23 protein-coding genes and 1 riboswitch are annotated in these 23622 nt (G+C 45.5%); of the genes, 11 read left to right on the forward strand and 12 right to left on the reverse strand.

The features are described 5' to 3' along the window. Positions 1-8: 8 nt before the first annotated feature. The 3 genes from ELS82_RS05555 to ELS82_RS05565 all read right to left on the reverse strand — a co-directional run bounded on the left by ELS82_RS05555 (position 9) and on the right by ELS82_RS05565 (position 4105). A complete protein-coding gene (locus tag ELS82_RS05555; RefSeq protein ID WP_134834582.1) occupies positions 9-1733 on the reverse strand; it encodes a putative 2-aminoethylphosphonate ABC transporter permease subunit in 1725 nt (574 codons plus the stop codon). 8 nt (positions 1734-1741) lie between these two features. After that, positions 1742-2848, reverse strand: a complete 1107-nt coding sequence (locus ELS82_RS05560) for a putative 2-aminoethylphosphonate ABC transporter ATP-binding protein (RefSeq protein WP_134834583.1) — start codon at positions 2846-2848, stop codon at positions 1742-1744. A 246-nt stretch (positions 2849-3094) separates the two neighbouring features. Beyond that, entirely contained in the window at positions 3095-4105 is a 1011-nt protein-coding gene (locus tag ELS82_RS05565) for a putative 2-aminoethylphosphonate ABC transporter substrate-binding protein (protein ID WP_134834584.1), read from the reverse strand. Positions 4106-4372: 267 nt separating this feature from the next. On the opposite strand from ELS82_RS05565, the gene phnW reads away from it, so the two are divergent. From phnW to phnX, 3 genes are all read left to right on the forward strand, one after another. Beyond that, the gene (gene phnW, locus ELS82_RS05570; protein WP_134834585.1) at positions 4373-5476 is read left to right on the forward strand and encodes a 2-aminoethylphosphonate--pyruvate transaminase; all 1104 of its coding nucleotides are present in this window, start codon (positions 4373-4375) and stop codon (positions 5474-5476) included. Positions 5477-5502: 26 nt separating this feature from the next. Next, positions 5503-6882, forward strand: a complete 1380-nt coding sequence (locus tag ELS82_RS05575; RefSeq protein WP_134834586.1) for an aspartate aminotransferase family protein — start codon at positions 5503-5505, stop codon at positions 6880-6882. A 91-nt stretch (positions 6883-6973) separates the two neighbouring features. Continuing rightward, positions 6974-7789: a phosphonoacetaldehyde hydrolase gene (gene phnX, locus ELS82_RS05580; RefSeq protein ID WP_134834587.1), complete on the forward strand. Its 816-nt coding sequence runs from the start codon at positions 6974-6976 to the stop codon at positions 7787-7789. Positions 7790-7856: 67 nt separating this feature from the next. Here phnX and ELS82_RS05585 read toward each other — a convergent pair whose 3' ends face one another. Continuing rightward, entirely contained in the window at positions 7857-8447 is a 591-nt protein-coding gene (locus ELS82_RS05585) for a DUF1294 domain-containing protein (RefSeq protein WP_134834588.1), read from the reverse strand. 217 nt (positions 8448-8664) lie between these two features. Here ELS82_RS05585 and ELS82_RS05590 point away from each other — a divergent pair, with 217 nt between their 5' ends. Together ELS82_RS05590 and ELS82_RS05595 are read left to right on the forward strand one after the other, a co-directional pair. After that, complete coding sequence (locus tag ELS82_RS05590; protein WP_134834635.1) at positions 8665-8985, forward strand: hypothetical protein; 321 nt, start codon at positions 8665-8667, stop codon at positions 8983-8985. Positions 8986-9043: 58 nt separating this feature from the next. Then, complete coding sequence (locus tag ELS82_RS05595) at positions 9044-9730, forward strand: helix-turn-helix transcriptional regulator (RefSeq protein WP_134834589.1); 687 nt, start codon at positions 9044-9046, stop codon at positions 9728-9730. Positions 9731-9734: 4 nt separating this feature from the next. On the opposite strand, the gene ELS82_RS05600 is transcribed toward ELS82_RS05595, so the two are convergent. Then, positions 9735-9950, reverse strand: a complete 216-nt coding sequence (locus ELS82_RS05600; RefSeq protein WP_134834590.1) for a cold shock domain-containing protein — start codon at positions 9948-9950, stop codon at positions 9735-9737. A 69-nt stretch (positions 9951-10019) separates the two neighbouring features. Next, positions 10020-10694, reverse strand: coding sequence for a pyrimidine 5'-nucleotidase (yjjG, locus tag ELS82_RS05605; RefSeq protein ID WP_134834591.1), 675 nt, complete (start codon positions 10692-10694; stop codon positions 10020-10022). 95 nt (positions 10695-10789) lie between these two features. Here yjjG and ELS82_RS05610 point away from each other — a divergent pair, with 95 nt between their 5' ends. From ELS82_RS05610 to ELS82_RS05620, 4 genes are all read left to right on the forward strand, one after another. After that, positions 10790-11707: a LysR family transcriptional regulator gene (locus tag ELS82_RS05610; protein ID WP_134834592.1), complete on the forward strand. Its 918-nt coding sequence runs from the start codon at positions 10790-10792 to the stop codon at positions 11705-11707. A 156-nt stretch (positions 11708-11863) separates the two neighbouring features. Beyond that, positions 11864-12016 carry a hypothetical protein gene (locus ELS82_RS26265; protein ID WP_167489234.1) on the forward strand — a complete coding sequence of 51 codons (153 nt, stop codon included), beginning with the start codon at positions 11864-11866 and terminating at the stop codon, positions 12014-12016. A 285-nt stretch (positions 12017-12301) separates the two neighbouring features. After that, complete coding sequence (gene yiaY, locus ELS82_RS05615; RefSeq protein ID WP_134834593.1) at positions 12302-13450, forward strand: L-threonine dehydrogenase; 1149 nt, start codon at positions 12302-12304, stop codon at positions 13448-13450. Between the two features lie 142 nt (positions 13451-13592). Then, a complete protein-coding gene (locus ELS82_RS05620; RefSeq protein ID WP_134834594.1) occupies positions 13593-14324 on the forward strand; it encodes a dienelactone hydrolase family protein in 732 nt (243 codons plus the stop codon). An 81-nt stretch (positions 14325-14405) separates the two neighbouring features. Here ELS82_RS05620 and secF read toward each other — a convergent pair whose 3' ends face one another. The 4 genes from secF to ELS82_RS05640 all read right to left on the reverse strand — a co-directional run bounded on the left by secF (position 14406) and on the right by ELS82_RS05640 (position 18488). Continuing rightward, entirely contained in the window at positions 14406-15308 is a 903-nt protein-coding gene (gene secF, locus ELS82_RS05625) for a protein translocase subunit SecF (protein ID WP_134834595.1), read from the reverse strand. 2 nt (positions 15309-15310) lie between these two features. After that, complete coding sequence (secD, locus tag ELS82_RS05630; protein ID WP_134834596.1) at positions 15311-17158, reverse strand: protein translocase subunit SecD; 1848 nt, start codon at positions 17156-17158, stop codon at positions 15311-15313. Positions 17159-17249: 91 nt separating this feature from the next. Beyond that, entirely contained in the window at positions 17250-17717 is a 468-nt protein-coding gene (locus ELS82_RS05635; RefSeq protein WP_134834597.1) for a hypothetical protein, read from the reverse strand. A gap of 99 nt (positions 17718-17816) precedes the next feature. After that, positions 17817-18488 (reverse strand): SH3 domain-containing protein, encoded by a 672-nt coding sequence (locus ELS82_RS05640; protein WP_134834598.1) that lies wholly within the window; start codon positions 18486-18488, stop codon positions 17817-17819. 91 nt (positions 18489-18579) lie between these two features. Between ELS82_RS05640 and ELS82_RS05645 the strand changes: the two genes are divergently transcribed. Beyond that, positions 18580-19110: a hypothetical protein gene (locus tag ELS82_RS05645; RefSeq protein WP_244230758.1), complete on the forward strand. Its 531-nt coding sequence runs from the start codon at positions 18580-18582 to the stop codon at positions 19108-19110. A 7-nt stretch (positions 19111-19117) separates the two neighbouring features. Here ELS82_RS05645 and ELS82_RS05650 read toward each other — a convergent pair whose 3' ends face one another. Further along, positions 19118-20092, reverse strand: coding sequence for a GGGtGRT protein (locus ELS82_RS05650; RefSeq protein ID WP_134834600.1), 975 nt, complete (start codon positions 20090-20092; stop codon positions 19118-19120). Between the two features lie 15 nt (positions 20093-20107). Then, on the reverse strand, positions 20108-20800 hold the full coding sequence (locus ELS82_RS05655; RefSeq protein ID WP_134834601.1) for an iron-sulfur cluster assembly scaffold protein: 693 nt from the start codon (positions 20798-20800) through the stop codon (positions 20108-20110). A 115-nt stretch (positions 20801-20915) separates the two neighbouring features. Beyond that, positions 20916-20981, reverse strand: a riboswitch (Fluoride riboswitch). Positions 20982-21182: 201 nt separating this feature from the next. Between ELS82_RS05655 and ELS82_RS05660 the strand changes: the two genes are divergently transcribed. Next, positions 21183-23510 carry a bifunctional diguanylate cyclase/phosphodiesterase gene (locus tag ELS82_RS05660; RefSeq protein ID WP_134834602.1) on the forward strand — a complete coding sequence of 776 codons (2328 nt, stop codon included), beginning with the start codon at positions 21183-21185 and terminating at the stop codon, positions 23508-23510. Positions 23511-23622 lie beyond the last annotated feature (112 nt).

A 23622-nucleotide genomic window follows, 5' to 3' on the forward strand; every position in this document is an offset into this window, starting at 1 on the left:
AAGTGTCCTTATCTTTTACACCAAGCCTGTGTGCGATTTTCTAACAATTTACCCAATGTCATCTGAACAATCTTCGCGATTGCGGCAGAAATCATGATCATCACTGCCATTGCTGCAGCAGCGCCCGTTTGGCCTGCATCATCCATATTCAGAATCGAGACCGAAGCCGGAATCGTATCGGTTGAGTAAAGGAATACTACCGCAGAAGTGGTAGTTAATGCATTAACAAACAAATAGGTAGCGATATCTAAAATAGCTGGAAGGCATACAGGTAACGTTACTTTAAAGAACAACTTGTATTGTGGAAGCTTGACCGATGCTGCTGTGGCTTCAATCTCAGTCGGTAACTGCTTCAACGCAGTGAGCGCTGCCATATGACCGACCGTGTAATAGTGCACCACAGTGTTAATCACCAAAAATGCCATGGTACCGTAAAGCACGTTCAGCGGATTATTAGCATCATTGAAATAAAAGATGTAACCCAAGCCAAGCACCATACCTGGAACCGCCATCGGCACGACACTCACCATCTGCATAACTTGGCGAATTGGGCCGAATGCACGCCCTTTCTCAATACAATAAGCGCCAACAAAGATGATTGCCGTACCAAACACCGCTGTCCAGCCAGCCAACAATAGTGAGTTAAAGAACGGACTCCAGCCATAAGTGCTGATCTCTGCGAAGTTGTAGTTGTTCAGCGTCAGCGCTTTATTCCAAGGCCAGAAAGTCACCAGAGAGCCATACACCGCCATTCCAAGTACCGCCAACACTGCCACAGAGATGATTGAACAATAAAGGAAGCAAAGGCCATCACGCGTTTTGTTTGGCTCAGGTTGATAAGGCACCGAACGAGTATCGAACAAATTCTTTTGCTTTCTTTGCACCCAACGGTCAGCGCCAAACGCCATTACCGCCGGGAACAGCAGCATGATGCTGGTCACCGCGCCCATGGCGAAGTTCTGTTGGCCCACCACCTGCTTGAAGATGTCTGTCGCCAGTACGTTGTAGCTACCCCCAATCACTTTCGGCACACCGAAATCGGTAATAACCAAAGTAAACACAACGATCAAAGTGCTGATCAAGCCATATTTAGCGGCAGGTAGCGTTACTATGAAGAAGGTTTTGATTGGTGATGTTTTGAGTGCACGAGCGGCTTCATACAGACGAGCGTCAGATGTTCGAAGGGATGTATTCAAAATCATTAAAGCATGGGGAAAGGTCCAAAAGATCAATCCCATGGCAATACCAATGCCCCCGTACACTGAGTGCCCACCAAGTAACTCTTTCGCCACACCTTGATTGCCAAATAAGAAAATCAAACTGATCGCAGGAAGCAAAGAAGGTGCAAGAATCGGTGCTGTGCCCAAGATCTGGAACAAGCCTTTAAATGGCATGCAAGAGCGAGTCAAAGCATAGGCATAACCAAATGCCAGTGCGCCGACAACAACGGTGACGATGATGCCTAAGGTAAAGGTATTCCCTACCGACACCCAAAGGCTCGATGAAGAGAAATAGGTAGCAAAGTTAGCGAGACCAACAAACTCCCCTTCGCCGTTTTGTACACTTTTGTTCAGCATCGCCCATAGTGGCATCAAGATGAATAGCACCATGATGAGTGATAGTGCCGCCAATAAAGTGAACAGCACGACGTTATCTCGGCTAACTCCCTCTAATAACGACTTAGTTTTTTTGTGAGTCATTAAGCGATTAATAGTCATTGTATTGGTATCCATACGTTCACCTATGCCGCCAACACTTTCGCCGCAGCTGGAACGGAGTAACCATGTAGGCCCGCTGCGGAAAACTGAATGTAGCGAACATCACCAATCTTCATTCGTGAGTTGGTTACCGTTTCAACAGGAACATCAACAACGATGGCTTGAGTCGACGCGTCGTTTTGCAGCTCACAGTCGATGCGGAAAAATGCGCCTAAAAACTCCATCGCTATAATTCGAACAGGTAGAGAGGTCGAGTAACTGTCGACAAACTTGATGCTTTCAGGGCGAACAGCCAAATCAAAACGATCACCGCGCTGAATCTTACGATTGGTTAAACTCGGAGCTGGAAGTAGCGTCTCAGCGATTCGGACATGAGAGTCCGTTGCGACAGACGTTTCAATAAAGTTCATACTGCCAACGAACTCAGCCACGAAGCGAGTCGCTGGCTGCTGATAGATTTCTTGAGGTGTGCCTACTTGCTCGATAACGCCGTGATTCATCACCACAATTCGATCGGCCATCGACAACGCTTCATCTTGATCGTGGGTGACCATGATGGTGGTGATACCAAGCTTGCGCTGAAGTCTGCATATCTCATCGCGTAAATGAACACGGACTTTCGCATCTAGCGCGGAAAGAGGCTCATCAAGCAATAACAGCCCAGGAGAAAGAGCCAGTGCCCTTGCAAGTGCCACACGCTGTTGCTGACCGCCTGAAAGTTGATTCGGGAATTTCTCACCAGAAGTGGGAAGACCAATGGTTTCTAACCAGTAATCCACTTTTTCTAGCGCTTCTTTGGTCGACATGCCTTGGTTCTTCAAGCCCACCGCAATGTTCTCTTGTACGGTTAGGTTTGGAAACAGCGCGTAGGATTGAAACACGATGCCAAAATCACGCTTTTCTGGTGGTAGAAATGTGGTCTCTTGTTGGTTTTGATATATCGCACCAGACGTCGGCAGGTCTAGGCCCGCAATAGCACGCAGCAAAGTAGTTTTACCGCAACCTGATGGACCTAAGAAACAGACAAATTCGCCTTTTACGATCGCTAGCGAGATGCTCTTTAATGCGGTGAATTGACCAAATTGCTTCACGACATTTTCAATATTCAGATAGGGTTGGTTGGTTGACATAACAGACTCTCTTAATGGTATATACCAAATTTAATTTCAGAGTGTTACGTTCCAATGACAAATTTATAGTTAGATGATGACAAATAGATGAAGGAAATTGAGGTTTGTTCAAGTGGTAATGAGAGATTCCCAACTCGCTCCTTCGTCACTCTCGAGAATGACAAGGCTTCAAGAATGAGGTTCTTTCGAAAACAAAAATCCACCTCAACTGAGGTGGATTAAACATTGATTACGAAGCAAGTCAGATTAAGACTTCGGCTCAGATTTCGCGTCAAATTTCTCTGACCATGCCGCTAGGATTTCAGCACGCTTGTTGCCCATCTTTGCAAAGTCCATCTTAGCCATGTTCTCTTGAACATTTGGGAAGTTAGAGACTGTCGCCTTAACCTCTTTATGAGCTACAACTGGGTACATTTCTACATATAGCTCATTCGCCGCTTTGGAGATCGACCAGTCCACCACACGCTTAGCTGCTTCGGACTCTTTGACTAGACCAACGGCTTCTGATTCCCAGCCGATACCTTTTGGCGTGATGACCGCTAGCGGTGCGCCTTGCGTTTTCAGCTTCGCGCCACGACTTGCCATCGAAATACCGATAGCCACTTCACCCATACCCGCTTGAACGCATGGTTTAGAACCAGAGTGCGTGTAGTGGGCAATGTTTTTGTCTAGGTCACTCATGTAGTTCCACGCCTGATCTTCACCCATGTTTTGCAGCCAAGCAGACACCTGCATATAACCCGTACCCGATGAGGCAGGGTTTGGCATTGCAATATGCCCTTTATACACTGGCTTGGTTAGATCTTCCCATGAGGTTGGCTTAGGCAGGTTTAATTGCTTCGCAACGATTTCATTGAAACAAACAGCGTTAAAAAACGCATCGTTACCAAACCATGCTTGATTCTTTTGCGGGTCATTGAGCTTGGCATTAAGCTGATCCAAACCTTTTGGCGTATATGGTTTAAGCAGCCCCTGCTCTTTCAACAAAGCCATCGAAGACCCCGCAAGGCCCCAAACCACTTCCGCTTGAGGATTATTCTTTTCTGCCAGCAATTTCGCCGTCATGATACCTGTTGAATCACGTACCCATTTAATATTGATATCTGGGTTTTCTTTCTCAAAAGCTGACTTGTATTTAGCAAGTATGTCCGTTTCGAAAGCCGTGTAAACCGTCACTTCCTGTGCAGCCATTGCATTTGTAGCTAGCAGAGATACAAGCGCAGCCAGCGTTCCTTTCATCAAGCGGTTTTTCATCATTTTCTCCAGTTAGATTGGCTAAAGTTAAAATTGGTCTGTACCAGTTAACGAGTTACACCCTAAGAAACCAATATGACGATTACATGAATGAAACGTGGCAATTTTTAGACATTTTTAATCTTCATCTAAAACCTTATCCCATTCCGTATAGGAACTGTGAAAGTTTTATGAAGATAAATACCTGGCTATTTACGACCGTTTTTATCTCCTGCTAAAGTGACTTTAAATTCTGGTGTAGACCAAAAATTAAATCTAATGGAAATCGAGATGAAAAACGAATACCTACTGCTAACTCCAGGTCCTCTATCTACCTCTGAAACCGTACGTGAAGCCATGCTAAAAGACTGGTGTACTTGGGATGATGACTACAACAAAGACATCGTAGAAGTGATCCGCACTAAGCTAGTGAAGTTAGCCACGCAACAAGACGGTTACACCAGCGTACTCATGCAAGGCAGCGGTACGGCGTCAGTAGAAGCAACGATCGGCAGCGCAATTGGCAAAGATGGAAAATTGTTGGTTGTTGATAACGGTGCATACGGAGCGCGCATTGCCCAAATTGCTGAGTATCTAAATATCCCGTGCCATGTAGTTTCCCCTGGCGAAACATCACAGCCACACTTGAACGAGGTGGAAACTGCATTGGCATCGGATCCTACGATCACTCACGTCGCAATTGTTCACTGCGAAACCACCACTGGCATGCTTAACCCAATTGAGGCCTTTGCTTCTGTTGCAAAGGCACACGGTAAAGTGGTGATTCTCGATGCCATGTCGAGCTTTGGTGGCATTCCTATCGATATCGCAGAATTAGGCATCGATTTTATGATCAGCTCTGCAAACAAATGTATTCAAGGCGTACCGGGCTTTGGCTTTGTGATTGCGAAACAAACTGAACTAGAAAAGTGCAAAGGTCAGGCGCGTTCTTTGAGCCTTGATCTTTACGACCAGTGGCACTGTATGGAAGTGAACCACGGCAAATGGCGTTTCACGTCTCCAACGCACACGGTTCGCGCTTTCTACCAAGCATTGTTAGAACTGGAACAAGAAGGCGGTATTGAAGCGCGTCACAACCGTTATCAAACTAACCAGAAAACACTGGTTGCAGGTATGCGTTCTTTGGGTTTCGAACCACTACTGAGTGATGACCTTCACTCGCCAATCATCACTTCTTTCTATTCTCCGACGCACAGTGATTACCAATTCAAAGCGTTCTACACACGTTTGAAAGAGCAAGGTTTTGTAATTTATCCGGGTAAGGTCTCGAACGCAGATTGCTTCCGTATCGGCAACATTGGTGAAGTTTACCCAGCAGATATCGAGCGCTTAATCGGTGCGATTGAAAAAGCAATGTACTGGCAAGTTGCGTAAAGCAGCCTTCTGATTGAGAGAGCGTTATGACTCAGAATATCAAACCGACCCATTTTCGCAGCGAAGGCGATGTCAACACGACGCCGGCGCGCCAAGCTTGGAATGCATCGATGGACGACGAACGCGCGCAAGCATTATTGAAGCGTGATTCGGAGGTCTTTCTTCATCAAGCCATGTCGACGCCTTGCTTAGATACCTTGGAAGCAGCAGAAGGCATCTACATCCAAGATGCTACCGGCAAAAAGTACATGGACTTCCATGGCAATAACGTCCATCAGCTGGGCTACGGTCATCCGCATGTGATTAAACGTGTGCAAGAGCAAATTGCCAAACTGCCGTTTTCACCACGTCGTTTTACCAACGAGACTGCGATTGAATGTGCAGAAAAACTCACGCAAATCTGTGGTGGTGAATTGAACCGCGTGTTGTTTGCTCCGGGTGGCACATCTGCGGTTGGCATGGCACTTAAACTAGCGCGCCATATCACGGGCAACTACAAGGTGGTGTCTCTGTGGGATTCCTTCCACGGCGCATCGTTGGATGCCATCTCAGTGGGCGGCGAAGCGTGTTTCCGTCAAGGCATGGGACCATTGATGGCAGGCGTTGAGCGCATTCCACCAGCGGTATCTTACCGTGGCGCTTTCCCAGTCGCTGATGGTAGCGATGTGCATTACGCCAATTATCTTGAATACGTGATTGAGAAAGAAGGTGGCGTGGGCGCGTTTATCGCAGAAGCAGTTCGCAACACGGATGTTCAAGTGCCGAGTAAGGCCTATTGGAAACGCATCCGTGAAATCTGTGACAAACACAATGTCATGCTGATCATCGACGATATCCCTAACGGCCTGGGTCGCAGCGGCGAATGGTTTACCTACCAAGCTTATGGCATCGAGCCAGATATGCTCTGCATCGGTAAAGGTTTGGGCGGAGGCTTAGTGCCTATCTCAGCCATGGTGACCAAAGACAAATACAACACCGCCGAGCAAATCTCCATGGGTCACTACACTCATGAGAAAAGCCCTATCGGTTGTGCTGCGGCGCTGGCTACCATGGAAGCTATTGAGCAAGACGGCTTGTTAGGTAAAACCAGAGCCGACAGCCAATTCATGCATGAAAAACTAATGGAGATGAAAGCCAAATACCCAGTGATTGGTGATGTACGCGGCATCGGCATGTTGTGGGGTATTGAACTAGTAACCGACCACGAAGCCAAGACGCGCGCGTATGACGAAGCAGAAGCCGTACTCTACCAATGCCTCAACAATGGCGTGAGCTTCAAGGTATCGCAAGGCAATGTGATTCAACTCAGCCCACCGCTGATCATCACTCGCGAACAACTGACAGAAGCATTGGCAATCTTCGAACAAGCCATCGCCAAAGTGTGCAAAGACTTTAACTACTTTTAGGGTCGATAGACATCGACAAAAAACCAATTTATCCAGAGCGCAGTTCCAACATTTAGGTAAACGTTCTGGCACAAAAGAAAAAGGATTCAACATGAGCAACTCACCAATTCAAGCAGTGATCTTTGACTGGGCTGGCACTATCGTCGATTTCGGCTCTTTTGCACCCACCAGCATTTTTGTTGAAGCATTCAAACAAGGCTTTGATTTTGATATCGACCTTGAAGAAGCGCGCGAGCCAATGGGTCTAGGCAAATGGGATCACATACAAGCAGTGGGCCGCATCCCTGCAGTTGATAAGCGTTGGAATGAAAAGTTTGGCCGGTCAATGACCAGCGAAGACATCGATGCTATCTACGCAGCATTTATGCCTCTACAAAAAGCGAAAGTCGCTGACCACGCAGAGCCAATCCTGAATGCGATTGAAGTGGTGAACGGTTTGAAAGACAAAGGCATCAAGATCGGTTCTTGTTCTGGTTATCCTCGCGAAGTAATGGACGTACTGATTCCAGTGGCAGCGGATTACGGCTACAAGCCAGATTATGTGGTAGCGACAGACGATCTTCCTCAAGGCGGTCGCCCTGCGCCATTTATGGCACTGAAGAACGTAATAGAGCTGAATGTAACCGACGTTAACGCGTGTATCAAAGTGGATGACGCAGCACCGGGCATCGATGAAGGTCACAATGCCGGTATGTGGACCGTTGGTCTGCTGCTTTCTGGTAACGAAGCAGGTCTGACGTTTGAAGAGTACCAAGCCGCGGACGAAGCAACGCTTAATGCCGCTCGTGAAAAAGCACGTGCAAAATTGATCAAGATCTCACCGCACTACCTAATCGATACCATTGCTGACTTCCCAGAGGTGGTTGCGGATATCGAACGTCGCCTAGCAGCAGGTGAGCGTCCGTAAACCACCAAGCAATGACTGAAACAACAAAGGGCTCAAATGAGCCCTTTGTTTTTGACAATGATTACTTTCAAATACGAATACTTTGAAGCATCTCTTGTAAGAAGACCGCCCCTTCGTTGGTTAAGGTCCAACAAAAAAACATGATATTCATGACAACCGTTGACCAAAACAGGAACCTAAAACCTAAATCGTTATATTTGTGATGCATAAATGACTGAGCGAATAACGCCCCAATCCAGCCACCAAACACATTTAATAGGTGGAACGACACTTCTGGGATTCTCCACCCTCCTGTCATTAATGCATGCTTATCAAATGCATACACCGTATACGTCACCGTACTGACAGCAACATATAGAACACAGGCTATAACCGGAAAATCAAGTAATACAACACTACCAAGCAAGGCACTACAGAACCATACGGCGATTGCGAGGGAAAAGTTAAACACGATAGGTCTTTCTACTTGAACCGCTCTCATGCCACCACTACTGTCAGAACCTAAGCGAAACACGACCGGTTCACTGACACAGGGGGTCTGAGAAGCGTTCGCTAAATCACTAATATGAAAGACAATTTGTGTATCTTGGTTTTCGACAGAAATGTAACCGTAACCTTTATTTTGGTCCCAGTGCGCAATCGTGCCCTGTATAGACATGTGAGTTTCCTTACCTAGCAGCTGACTCTTGCAAGTCATTAATTTTGTATGTTTTACAATACCTATAGCATACATATTCCACCATGCGCATAATGATGAGCATTTTTTGTCTATTTTTTGACCTTTAACATTCCTGACACAATCTGACAGTCACTTTGAATATGATTATTTCGACGTTAAGCAACACCCCACAACTCCAGATAAATAGGGAAATATGATGAAAAGTGTTATCGAAATTGTCCGCTTCAAATTGCTACAAGACGCAACAAACGAACAGCTTATTGCTGCCACAGAGAAGAGTCAGGAATTTGTCTCGTCGTTGAATGGTTTTGAATATCGCTCATTAAGCTTCGAGCAAGAGAGTGAGACGTGGACAGATGTTGTTTATTGGGATTCAATGGACAATGCTAAAGCAGCAGGCGAGCAATTTATGTCGAGTAAAGAGTGTGCACCATTGATGGCACTTATTGACCCTGAAAGTGTCGTCATGCAACATCAAACCATCATGATGAGTGATTTAGCGGCAAAATATCGCTAATACCAATTGGAAAGAGGCCGCTCTCGGCCTCTTTTTATAATCAGAGAAAGGAATCTGTGTGAGTAAGTCTGAACGCCTCTTTGAGCTACTAACCCTACTTCGTTCAAAACGATATGCCGTGACTGCCGCGCAGCTCGCTGAACGTATGGAAGTGAGTGAACGCACTATCTATCGTGATATACAGTCACTGATTGGCTCAGGGGTTCCAATTCAAGGCGAAGCTGGCATTGGCTACATGCTGCAAGATGGCTCTCACCTTCCACCACTCATGTTTACCGACAAAGAGATACTTGCTCTAGAGCTAGGAATGCGCATGGTGCGCGCTTGGTCCGATGATGAATTGGCTCAGGCTTCTCAGTCAGCGTCTGCCAAAATACTTTCGGTATTGCCAGATAAGCTCAAGCAGCAAGTCGAGAGCTTTCCGATTTTTGTGCCTGAGATTCACACTGCTTCAGAAACAGCGAGACGAGGTAAAATGCTCCGTCACGCAACTGACGACAAGTTGAAGATAGAGATCCACTATTCAGATCATAAAGGTGCTGAGACACAGCGCTGCTTACAACCATTAGGTCAGATATTCTGGGGCAAAGTTTGGACCTTGGTGGCTTGGTGTGAGCTAAGAGATGACTATCGCCACTTTCGCATCGATAGAATTAGCAAGCTAACGATTCTTGATAAGAAGTTTGAGACCAACAAAACAAAAAATCTGGAGCACTACTTAAAACAGCACGCTCCAGACGCCTAACACCCTACTTGCTAACTGATGGCGAGATATTTAACGCAAGAAGGCAGCCACTCAGATCAGACTCAATATCGAACTCTACAAGTTCATTCACATGCGGCTCTATCTGAGACTTTTCCAAGTCCCTAACGTGAAAGAAGACTCTAGCACTCTCATTCTCTTCCTCGATAAAGCCGTATCCATGACTCGCATCTAAATCTACAATTTTTCCAAGTATCGACATGAGCAACGCTCCTATTTACAGTATCTGTTGTTAAATACCAACAACAGCACCACTTGGATCACTATTCGATTAAGCGAATAGAATATTTTTCAATTCATGCAGCGAGTTCACGGTATAGCTTGGCGCAATTGATGAATCTTGCTCATCCCCCGCATGGTTTAACCAACAAGTCTCTATGCCAAAGTTGATTCCACCTAAAACATCCGAGTGCTGGTTATCGCCAACCATAAGCACTTTGCTCTTACATGGCATGCCCATCTTTTCTAAAGCATGACTAAAGATAGCTCGGTCAGGTTTGGCAACGCCGACTTCTTCGGAAATGATGACATGCTCAAAGTATTGGCTCATACCCGTTCGCTCAAGTCGAATTGCCTGTAATTCAGTAAAGCCATTGGTGATGATGCCCATCTTTGCCTTACCGTGCAGGCTATCCATCAGCTCTTTCGCCCCTGGCAACAACGTACAAATATCGGCCATTGCTTCAAGGAACGCACTGTTTAGTTCTGAAGTGGTCGTTTCCAATCTATCAGCCCATTCTTGAAAGCGAGTATGTTTCAGTTCATGCGCGGTTATCGTTCCATTTTGGTAATCCACCCACAAAGGCTTGTTAACTGTCTGATAGTGGTTAAAGTCTTGCTCGGTAAAGTCCACTCCCTTGCGCGAAAACATCAGTTGCATGCCTTTAAAAGCATCAAAGTGAAACAAGGTTTCATCAGCGTCAAACAAGATCCAATCGTATTTCATTCTTATCTCCTCAAAAATACGCGTCTAGTGTAGATTGTTTTCTTTTAGATGATAATCTATTAATACAGAAACTCATTGTTCACTATATATCAACTATGCAAGCTTTCTCCGCTATTCCAGTCTTCGTTTCCGTTGTCGAAAACGGCAGTTTCTCCGTCGCTGCGAGAAAACTCAATATCACTAAATCTGCAGTTAGTAAGCGAATTACGCAACTGGAAGATGAACTCAGTATCCGGCTACTCAATCGTACCACTCGAAAAATCAGTTTGACTGAAGCCGGACAGCGTTACTACGACTACGTTGTGCAATCTTTGAGTTTGGCGCAGCAAGGAATTGATGCCGTGTCAGAGCTGCAAGGCACACCACGTGGAAAACTCAAGATAACGACCCCAATGACATTTGGCGTTCTTCATGTCTCCCCTTTGATTCCTGAGTTTTTGTCTTTATACCCAGAGATCGAGATCGATCTACAACTCGAAGACCGAATGGTCGATTTAGTTGAAGAAGGCTTTGATTTAGGAATTCGAATTGGCCACCTTCCTGAATCGAACTTGATTGCTAAGCGATTGGCTCCTTGTTTAAGCGTATTGTGCGCAACACAACATTATTTGGACACACATGGGACGCCTAGCAAACCCTCCGATCTCGCCGATCACAATTGTTTGCTTTATACCTATTACCGAGGCGGTACTGAATGGACCTTCACTAGCGGAGGCCAGCAGCACAAAGTGATTCCGAAAGGACGTCTGTCTGTCAACAATAGTGAGGTCATCAGAAAAACGTTACTCAACCATGGTGGCGTAGCCAAGCTACCTACTTTCATCGTTGGAAAAGAGCTTGCTGCGGGCAATTTAAAAATCGTCCTACCTGACTATTCGTTGCCTCAGCACGCTGTGTATGCGGTTTATCCAGAGCGAAAACACATGCCGCTTAAGGTTAGAGCCCTCATCGATTTCCTAGATGATAAGCTTGGCACAGATACGCCCTACTGGGATAAAGAGTTAGGGCTATAACGACCAAGTCTATTTTAGCTTAACTAGCGGATGTGACACCAAGCTCATAAATAGGCCGCGTTGACAGTTGTTCGGCGATTTTATGACCTAAAACAAGAATGTGCACAGGGTGACGCGACACAATCATTTAGTACCCCTGTTCTAGGAGATAATGATATGAAGCGCTTTTTTCCATCCAGTGTCATGCTGACACCGTTTCTCGTTAAACACTATGCCACCGATGAACATGACGATGTCCTTGAAGAAGAGCAACAGACAGAATTGGTGCCAGAGTCCGACCAAGAATCGATTGATTCAGCAAATCGATAATCTATCAGCAACTCCCCATATCTGCTCACGAAATAAAACCCTTACACCTAAGTGTAAGGGTTTTATTTTTCGATCTATTTACCTAAATATGTTGGAAAATCGATTGCGTTAAATCATTAATATTTAACATATTTATCATCCCCCCTCTTTCGAAATGACTAAGCTCACAAATTCATTTTCGCATACCACTTTTGGGTAACTTAATTGCTTAAGATCAAATTTAAGCTTGGGATATTTATGCGAATCTAGATGCAGTTATTAAATATATAAATATGGAGCAATCCAATGACAAGTGCATTTTTTATCCCTACAGTAAACCTAATGGGCGCTGGCTGCCTTAAAGACGCAACCGACAGCATCCAATCTCAAGGCTTCAAAAAAGGTCTTATCGTAACCGACAAAATCTTGAGCCAAATTGGCATGGTGAAACAAGTTCAAGATCTATTGTCTGAGCGAGATGTTGAGACTGTAGTATTTGATGGCACGCAACCAAACCCGACTATCAGCAACGTTAACGACGGCTTAGCACTACTAACAGATAACGACTGTGACTTCGTAATTTCTCTCGGCGGCGGCTCGCCACACGACTGTGCTAAAGGCATCGCACTGGTTGCATCTAATGGCGGTAAGATTGGCGATTACGAAGGCGTTGACCAATCAGCTAAACCTATGTTGCCACTGATCGCAATCAACACCACAGCGGGTACAGCATCTGAAATGACGCGTTTCTGCATCATTACTGATGAAGAACGTCATATTAAGATGGCGATTGTCGATAAACACACTACGCCGTTAATCTCAGTCAACGACCCTGAGCTAATGCTAGCGAAACCTGCATCGCTAACGGCTGCAACAGGTATGGATGCGTTAACTCACGCCGTTGAAGCTTATGTGTCTATTGCTGCAACGCCAATTACAGATGCAGTGGCAATCAAGGCTATCGAACTGATTCAAGCACACCTACGCACAGCGGTAGAGAACGGTGATGATATCGAAGCTCGCGAACAAATGGCTTACGCTCAGTTTATGGCGGGTATGGCATTTAACAACGCATCGCTAGGCTATGTACACGCAATGGCGCACCAGCTAGGTGGTTTCTACGACCTACCACATGGCGTGTGTAACGCAATCTTGCTACCTCACGTACAGCGCTACAACGCGCAAGTCTGCCCAGAGCGTCTTTCTGACGTGGCTAAAGCAATGGGAGTCGATGTAGAAGGCATGACTGCAGAGCAAGGCGCTAATGCCGCTATCGATGCAATCGTTGCGCTAGCGAAAGATGTTGGCATCCCTGCTGGTATTAAAGAGCTAGGTGCGAAATCTGACGATATCCCGACTCTAGCAGACAACGCGCTAAAAGATGCTTGTGGCTTTACTAACCCTAAACAAGCCACACATGAAGAGATTTCTGCCATCTTCGAAGCTGCAATGTAAACGATTCTTTTCCTTGTAATCCAAGCCTCCTTCGGGAGGCTTTTTTGTTACTGCCACTCCCAATAGTTAACCTATCAACACCCAGTGTTCGCTTGTCATCGTTGTCTACGTACTACACTTCTACGACAAACGGAGGTGTTCTATGAAAATGGTATTGGTTGGGATGTCTGCTCTGTTGAGCTCTTTCGCTCTAGCAGGTGAAGATAAGATTTACAATGTAAATGGTAGTGATTATGAGGGCTACTGGGCTAAAGTCAGTGATAATGCACCTTTGGTATTACTGATACACGATTGGGATGGGCTGACAGAGTATGAGAAAAAACGAGCGGCGATGCTTAATGATCTTGGATACAACGTATTTGCAGCGGATCTATTTGGTAAAGATATAAGACCTACAGAAGTAAAAGATAAAAAACAGCACACTGGTGAATTGTACAAAGACCGAGAAAAGCTGCGTGCGCTTATGCAAGGGAGTCTAGACTACGCGGCTTCATTAGGTGGCAACGCGGACAATGCAGTGGTGATGGGTTACTGCTTTGGCGGAGCAGCGGTACTAGAGTCTGCACGAGCCGGTATGAATGCGAAAGGGTTCGTTACCTTCCACGGTGGATTAAGCACCCCAGATGGCCAATCGTATGCCATGACAAAGGCGCCTATATTGGTGCTTCATGGCACAGCAGATACTGCCATTCCGATGGCTCAATTTGCTGCGCTAGCTGAAGAGCTAGAGCAATCCAATGTCAAACATGAAATGATCACCTACAGTGGCGCACCTCATGCTTTTACTGTGTTTGGTAGCCCAAGATATAGACAAGATGCCGATACCAAATCCTGGTCTGGCTTCACGAACTTCCTAGCTCTGCAAACCAAATAAGCTGTCCGGACTATATAAATCTACTAAAAAGAAAACGCCCGACGTTCTCACATCGGGCGTTAATTTGATTTCGCTTTCAACTTAAGGTGCGTCATCCACTTCAACGGGTAAGTAGTGTTTAGGCTCAAGCTTCAACCACTCAGGTAGTACAGTACCAATCGAGATGGAAGACCAAGTGCCCGATAAAATACCGATGAACATCGCAATAGCGAAACCTTGTAGCGCGCTACCACCCATAATCCACAATGCTGATACCGTCATTAACGTAGTACCCGAAGTCACCATGGTACGTGAGAACGTTGCTAACACTGCTTGGTCATTAATTTCTTCAGTTGGTGTCGTCTGCTTGGCTAGCAATAGTTCACGGATTCGGTCAGCAATGATAATCGAGTCATTCAATGAATAACCAAGAATCGCCAATATCGCAGCAAACACGGTTAAGTTGAATTCCATTTGTGTCGCCGCAAAGAAACCAAGGACTAACACCACGTCATGAACCAACGCTAGCAATGAACCGCTCGCTAAACGCCATTCAAAACGGAAACATAGGTAACCTAAGATACTCATCATTGAGATCAGTAGCGCTAAACCGCCCTGGTCAACTAAGTCTTGGCCTACTTGAGAGCCAACCATGCTGTTACTGATCACTTCAACTTGGTGAGAAATCGGCGCTAATGTTTGTGTAAGATCGGCAACCTCTTCACCTTGTGCTGGGATTGGATAACGAATCACCCAGCGACCATCTTGGTCTGAATGGGTAACATTGGTGAACTCACCTAGTTCTGGCTTCAGTGTCTTAACCAATTGTTGGTGTGTGACGTTGTTGTCCACCTTGACTTCCGTCACCATACCGCCAGTGAAATCTAGACCCATGTTCAGGCCATTTGCCGCGAATGCAATCAGCGAGACTACCATTAAAGCAATGGAAACAAAGCTGGTAATGTAACGAATACGGCGGATACGTTGTTTAAAGAATTCGACCATGATTAAACCCTTACGTCACGACGAGCGTCGCGTCCCCAAACTAAGTTAATGATTGCGCGTGAAGCGAATACGCCGCTGAACATACTGGTCAATAGACCAAGACCAAGAGTCAAAGCAAAGCCTTGAATTGGACCATTACCGATCGAATACAGCACGACAGCAGTAATCATGGTGGTGATATTGGCATCTAGAATGGTGCTTAGTGCACTGTCAAATCCTAGATCGATAGACTGAGCAAAGGTACGTCCCTCTGCCAATTTATCTTTAATACGTTCGAAGATAAGTACGTTGGTATCTACCGCCATACCGACAGTCAAAACCAAACCTGCAATACCTGGAAGAGTGAGTACTGCCCCTGGTAGTAACGCGATAAGACCTAACAAGCTCACCATGTTGACCATTAGAGCGACGTTTGCTACCCAACCAAGTCGGCGGTACCACAACGCCATGAAGGTCAGTGTCATTGCTAGACCAAGCGCCAAGGCTGCAAAACCGTTTTGGATGTTTTCTGCACCCAATGACGCACCAATGGTACGCTCTTCAACGATGGTAACAGGGGCAGTTAGAGAACCCGCTCTTAGCAGTAGTGCTAAGTTTTGCGCGTCTTCCATAGAGCCTGCACCCGTAATACGGAACTGGCTACCTAGCTGCGATTGAATCGTCGCAACACTGATTACTTTTTCACTACGTTCAGTCTCGCCTTTCGCGTTAGTGGTGTACTCGCGGTACACAGTGGCCATTGGCTTACCAATATGAGTGCCTGAGAAATCACTCATGATCTTGCCACCCGCATGATCGAGCGAAATGTTGACTTCTGAGAAGCCCATTTTATCGATACCTGCACGCGCATTAATGATGTGCTCACCTGTAAGAACAGCGCGTTTTGCTAAGGTTACGTCTCGGCCATCGTTGTCTTTCAGGACAATGTCACCATACGCTTTCTCTTCAGATGGAGAGCGAGCTTCATGGAAAGCAAGCGTTGCAGTTGCACCAATCACGTTCTTCGCCAGTGATGGGTCTTGTACACCCGGCAGTTCAATACGAATGCTGTGCTCACCTTGGCGTTGAACTAGTGCTTCGGTAATACCTAGCTCTTCAATACGATCACGCATGATCTTAAGGTTTTGCTTGATAGTGACCGACTGGAATTCAGATTTGCTTTCTAGTGTTGGTTTAACCGCAATATAGTCCGAGTGACGCTTTGCATCCCAAGTTGGGTAATTTTGCTTTAAGAAATCGCCAACCGAACCCATTGCTTGTTCTGAGTTACTCTTAATATCAAAGCCTTCAGAGCCTACTGCGGTAATTTGCACACCGCGAATACGCTCTTGACGTAAAAAGTCACGAACTTCATCGACTAAGCTATTACGCTGATCTTCAAACGCTTTATCGATATCTACGTTAAGTAGGAACTGAACACCGCCACGAAGGTCAAGACCAAGCTTAATTGGTGAGAAGCCAAGCTCACTTAACCACTCAGGCGCAACAGAGACATAAGAGAAGGTGATGCTATCTTCTTTGCCCAGCAGCTTATCTAGCTCTTTTCGCGCTTGTGTCTGAGCAGTTTCGTTGTCGAACACTAACGTTGTTTTCTGGCCAACTTGATCAATTTTGATTGCATCAATATCGCGCTGATCAAGATAGTGATTGAGTTCACTAACATTACCAAGAATTGAGTTACTTGCTTGTGGTGACGTTGTCACCTGAATTGACGGTTTCTCACCATACCATGTTGGTATCGCACTTAACGTCAGCATAATGATCGTAGCGATCAGCACCACATACTTCCACGCCGAGTAGTGGTTCATCAGGCGTGCAGATTTCGCCTGCTTAACAGGTTGTTTTTTCATAATATTTCTTAACTTTGCTAGGCACAGTAATCCGTGCGTAGTATTAAAATAATGAAGATTAGATTCTTCGTTTAACTAAGTTAAAAAATGATCAGAAATGACCGTTTAAGGCGACGTAAAGCGTGTTCGATTCTTTCCAACCGGAAACTCGGTAGATAGCATTTTGGTTCGAAACGCGTTGAGTTAAAGTAACAACCGGAAGTTTATACAACCGATAGAGAGGAATAGCAGCAGGTTCAAAACCTACTGTTTCGAGATTTGATTTTGGCTCAGCGTCATCAAGAACACGAGTGACATTTGACCAACGATTCGCATTAATAATCGCTAACCAATCTTGCGCAATATCTGATTGAGTTACTGGTTCTGATTGGGGTTCTTGTCGTACTTCATCAAACAGAGCTTGAAAGTCTTGTTGTGAAGAAGGTGTAGTGCCAAGAGAACGGTAGCTGAGTCTAGCAGAGGCTTCATTTTCAGCTTGTAACAAATAGGCAAAAGCCTGCGTTGGTAAAACCATCGCAAGTAAAACTAGCCAGAAATATGAAACAATTCGCTGAAGCATTGATTAGCCAAATAATATAGAACATGTCGATGGTAGACCTAAGCCGTCAACCAGACAACTAAAATATTCTAAAAGCTAATTTTTCAGTTTTAATAGGATTTAACGGTAAAAGATTTTGCCTGTTTGAACGTTAAGGTAAATCTTATTTGCCTGCTTCAAGCCGCCACAATAAACAAAATAAGCCTCTTGCTCATCAAAGGTCACTGAACGCACCCAGCCTTGTGTCTCTTCAAAATCTTCTGGAACACACGTACCGTCTTTTAACAGGTTATCAGTGGTCTTAATAAACATCTCAAAGTGCTGCTTAAAATCATCCGAGTTTTCTATGTACTGACCCACGGTTTCTAAACGTTCTTTTTTGGTGATCGTCGGTGCCACTTCAAGTAATGCTTCCATCGGCACCCACTCAGCCACTTCTGGTCCCCCGTCTTCATACACATAGTATGGAGAGATTCGGCCCCAGCCATCACGCTTTTCCAAAATGTGCAACTTGTCGCCACGGTATACGACACTTTCGACAAACGCATCAAAATCGGGCATTTCACGGACACCCAGCCTTGGCGGACTCACGTAGTAATCCGTCACTGGAGGTTTCGCTTGTTCTTGCTCTTCCTCTTCCACTATTTCAAGTGGCGTGACAGGCTCCTTGTTGCTCTCAGCTTCTAGTGCCGCCATCGCATCTTGTTGTGGCTTATAGTAAAAAATGTAGTAACCACCAGCGGCACAACCAATACCCACAAGCAGTAAGACAAGCATCATTAGCTTTTTCATATCCGTTCTGAATTTTTCCTATACTTATCGAATCAAGACCACGGCACCCATACTCATGATATGGCATTACTTAACTACTATAGCGGCAGCAATGCTGATCACTTTACCTTTTCAGGTGAACGGGTCCCAATGCAATGAAAAAAGTTGGAATGCCAGCCTCAAAGTCCAACAAGAACTGGATGAAGCATATAACCTTCACGCCTCACGATTTAACCAGTTTCTTAAACTCCACCAAGATCAGCCATTTCTGTTCCAGGAATTTAGTGCCGATGAAATTCACAGTTTGTGGTCAACAAACAACGCTAGCTATCTAGAACATATGAATGCTCAAATTAAAGCCTCAACGACCATCATTGATCTTATCGATAATGAACGCAGTGCGATCGAACCACTCAGCGAAGAAGCCTCACACCAACAAGACAAATGGCTAACCATTAGTCGCCACTGCCAAACCAACGGCAAAATGATTAACATGATTTCCGGATTAGATTATGCGCAGCTTAACCAGGCGTTAATTCGGGATATAAGCATACTGCTGAGGAAATTAGATACTTTACAATCTCGGTACCTGAAAGAAGTAGAGGCTTTGGAAAGCAGTCGTCCAAAGCCCCTTGAAGACTAGATCAACATTAATGATGAAGCTGCTGATCCACGGCAACCGCCAATGCTACCGACGCTCCGACCATAGGGTTATTACCCATACCGATGAAGCCCATCATTGCTACGTGAGCGGGAACAGATGAGCTACCCGCAAACTGAGCATCGGCATGCATTCTGCCCATTGTGTCTGTCATACCGTAGCTTGCTGGGCCTGCTGCAACGTTATCAGGGTGAAGAGTTCGCCCTGTACCACCACCAGAAGCCACTGAAAAGTATGCTTTCCCTTGGTTGTTACACTCTGATTTGTAGATGCCCGCCACAGGATGCTGAAAACGTGTCGGGTTAGTCGAGTTACCAGTAATACTGACATCGACTGATTCACGATGCATGATAGCGACACCTTCTCTAACATCATCTGCACCGTAACATAGAATCTCACCACGCTCGCCTTGTGAAAATCGACGTCGCTCGACTTCAACCAATTCATTGGTCTGATAATCAAACTCGGTACGCACATAAGTAAACCCATTGATGCGCGAGATCAGATAGGCGGCGTCTTTCCCTAAGCCGTTCAAAATCACTTTCAGCGGAGTTTGACGTGACTTATTGGCGTTCAGAGCTATCTTGATTGCACCTTCTGCTGCTGCAAATGATTCGTGGCCCGCTAGGAAAGCAAAGCAGTGTGTATTCTCATTCAGAAGTCGAGCAGCAAGTGCGCCATGACCTAAGCCCACTTGTCTCTGCTCTGCAACGCTACCAGGTTTAGTGAATGCTTGTAGCCCTTCACCAATATATTGCGCGGCTTTCTCTGCGGTTTCTGCTTGTTTAAACAAGGCCAACGCGGTACCGACAGTGTAAGCATCACACGCATTATCAAAAGCGATCGGTTGGGTCTCAAGCACCATTTTTTTCGGGTCAATACCGAAACTTAGGCAGTAATCATGAGCTTGTTCGACAGTGGCAAGGTTCATTTGGTTTAAGAGTTGAGTAGTTTGAGTATTCATAGCGGTGACCTCAGATTAAGCGTGACGTGGATTGATAGTTTTAACAGCTTCATCAAAGCGACCGTAAACCCCTGTCGCCCCTAGCATGGCCTGATCCGGACTCTCGCCGTTCTCAATACTTGCCATCATTTTGCCCAGATTAAGGTATTGGTAACCAATCACTTCATCGTGCTCATCAAGCGCTAATTTGGTCACATAACCTTCTGCCAACTCCATGTATCTCACCCCTTTAGCCAGCGTAGAATAACTGGTTCCTACTTGGCTGCGTTGAGTCTTACCAAGATCTTCAAGCGCCGCGCCAATTTCTAGCCCATCTTCAGAGAACGCCGATTGGGTGCGCCCATAAACAAACTGGAGGAAGATTTCGCGCATTGCTACGTTGATGGCATCACACACAAGATCGGTATTCAGTGCTTCCAGAATGGTTTTACCAGTCAATATCTCTGCGGCCATCGAAGCGGAATGCGTCATTCCAGAGCAGCCGATGGTTTCAATCAAAGCTTCTTCGATAATGCCTTGTTTTACATTGAGGGTTAACTTAGCCGCCCCTTGCTGAGGCGCACAAGATCCAACCCCGTGGCTAAGGCCAGAGATAGCAATCACGTCAGTTGGGCGAATCATACGTCCTTCAACAGGAATAGGTGCAGATGGGTGCAAGTCCCCACGTTGAATTGGGCACATTGATTGAATTTCAGATGAATATTGCATGGCGTTTTCCTATGTAAGTAGGAAAACAAGCGAAGATCTGAAGGCGCAACTTCTCTACAGAAAACCAGCCATAGCAATGTGCTACGGTTAATCACCAACAGTCTTACCTGTTTTCGTTTCTGTAGGAGTCATCAGCCTGAAGTGGCGGTTAAGTAGGTGGAACCCCATCACCTTGGTTACTAGATTAGATCTACTTCACACTTTCGCGCAACACCTTCTTTAGAGCAAATTTACATAACTACGCCTTTTATTATATACGTTTCCGATAATGACCAATTAACAATCCTTTACATAACGACCGCAAATAGCACTAATTATCATTTGCATTAATATTATTCACAGTTATCATCTTTTTACTTTATAAATTTCTTTCTGTGTTGCTTTGAAACTTGCTCTGTCACTGAAAACCCTTGTATTGATATGGTTTATCGGCCTCTCATCTGCGGTCGCGAGCTATGTCACCGTCCATTATTACGAGACTCAAAAGCTCAATGGTTTACTCGACAACCAACTCAACAATCGAGTACAAACTTTATCTCAGTCACTAAAAGCAATAGAGACCCTGCTCTACTCCACTCGCTCATTTCTCGCGAATGGCAACTCACCAACGCCGCAGCAATTCGAATCCTATTTTTCCGATCAAGTCGGAATAAACACAATGGTTCATTCGCTTATGTGGGCGCCTAATGTTGCTGTCGATAAGGTCTCTGAATTTGAGCGTAAAGCGCAACAGCAAGGTTTTTTAGGCTATCGCCTGAACCCGAAAATATCGACTAACAACGACCCTGTTTGGTTTTTGCAAAACTCAACCTTACCCATCTATTTTATTTCGTCATCCTTTGAAGGCTCTGACTACCTAGGATATCGGTTGGAAAGTGATCCCACGATAGTCAGTGCCATGTCGCGCTCTATTAGCGGAAATCGCATTGGAGTAGTCGACTATGTTGAAGAAGGCCAACTGGGGGCTAGGCTACTTCTCCCTAAGTTTGGGCAAGATGGCGCTCTTGATGGATTTGTGGTCGCCAACATCATTTTGCACGAGCTACTTGGCGAGATTTGGCATACCGAGGTAAATTCTAGTCATACGGGTATCAGCGTATTTACTAAACCCAATGATATTAAAATCTTTGAATCGCACATCAACACTAAACTCGAAGAGGACAAATTTTCAACCCGCATCGTCTCTGCAAGCCGAACAGTGCGAATTCCACTATTTAATACCAAGTGGCAGTTATCTATCTCGAAAACCGATCGCACAGGGAGTACTGCGCTGTACGGTTTCACCTCTGTCTTCTTAATTTTGATGCTAACGGTCTCCGCTACCATTGCAGCTAACTTTTATGCCACACGCCTTAAAGTGTCCGATCAAGTGATTGAAGAGAAGACCCGCTCTCTCGCACTTCAAGCCGTAAGAGATAACCTGACCAATTTGAGCAATCGTACTGCGCTTAGCTCCGAAGTCGATAAACAACTCTCTCTCTTATCAAGCGGGCAGAGCAAGGGCTTCTCAATCCTATTCATCGATCTCGATCGTTTCAAAGTAATCAATGATTCAATGGGCCACCTACACGGTGACAAGCTATTACAAAAAGTGGCCAGTCGTTTAACTCAACACTGCCGCCGAAACGATATGAGCTTTCGATTTGGTGGTGATGAGTTCGTAATTTGCCTTCCGGGGCTGACATCTAAGGATGCCCTCAGTGATATCTGTCAGCGTTACTCTAACGTCCTTAGCCAACCATATAATATTGACGGCCAATCTTGCCACATAGGTACCAGCATTGGGATTTCAGTGGTTACTGACCCCATGCAAACACTGGCCAGTATCCTGCGTGAAGCGGACACCGCCATGTACAAGGCTAAAACATCCACTCATGAGAAAGTGGTGTTCTTTCATGAGCAGATGTTCAATCAAGCGAAGAAACGCTTCACTCTAGAACAAGAATTAACTAACGCTCTCAACCTAAAACAGCTTTCATTGGTCTACCAACCTATCTATTCCACCGTGGACGACCGCGTGGTTGGTTTTGAGTCTCTTCTGCGCTGGGTACACCCTGAGTTCGGTGCTATTTCTCCGGTTGATTTCGTCCCAATAGCCGAAGAGACTGGGTTGGTGGTAAAAATTGGTAATTGGGTCGCGATGGAGTGTTGCAAAACACTGCAACGTTTATGGCAAGCGAGGCAAGGTAAGTCCGTTCCAAGAATCAATATTAACGTTTCAGCCAAACAGTTTGAATCTGAGCATATTTATCACACCCTCTGCCGCTTACTGAGCGAGTGTGACTTCCCGCCTCATCTAATCGGGATAGAGATTACCGAGTCAATGTTATTAAGCGATGAATGCAGTGCTCAACAGTTACAACGCATCAAAGATCTCGGCGTTGTCTTGTACTTGGATGATTTTGGCACGGGCTACTCTTCTCTATCCGTCCTCAACGACTACCCAGTAGACGTGATCAAAGTCGATCGTAGTTTTGTCAGCCGCATCGCAATGGGGCAAAGTAATGCAGACAGTTTATGCCAAGCGATTATCAATATGGCACACATCATTGATTTAGAGGTTGTCGCCGAAGGCGTTGAAACACCTGAACAGCTCGCGGTGCTTAGCCAACATAAATGCAACTATATCCAAGGCTACCTCAAGTCTAAGCCTCTTAGTGTATGCTCTCTGGAAAACGTTCTCGATCAGCAAGCGCAATTAACGGCGTAACCAAGTTCGAAAAATTCGAACATCTATAACTAATTTATATTGTTTTTCGTGATAAAAATCACGCTTATGATTTATCTCAAGCGCAAAAGACGCAGTTTACAAAAATCGCATA

It is taken from the genome of Vibrio ouci (assembly GCF_004551525.1).
GTDB lineage: Bacteria > Pseudomonadota > Gammaproteobacteria > Enterobacterales > Vibrionaceae > Vibrio > Vibrio ouci.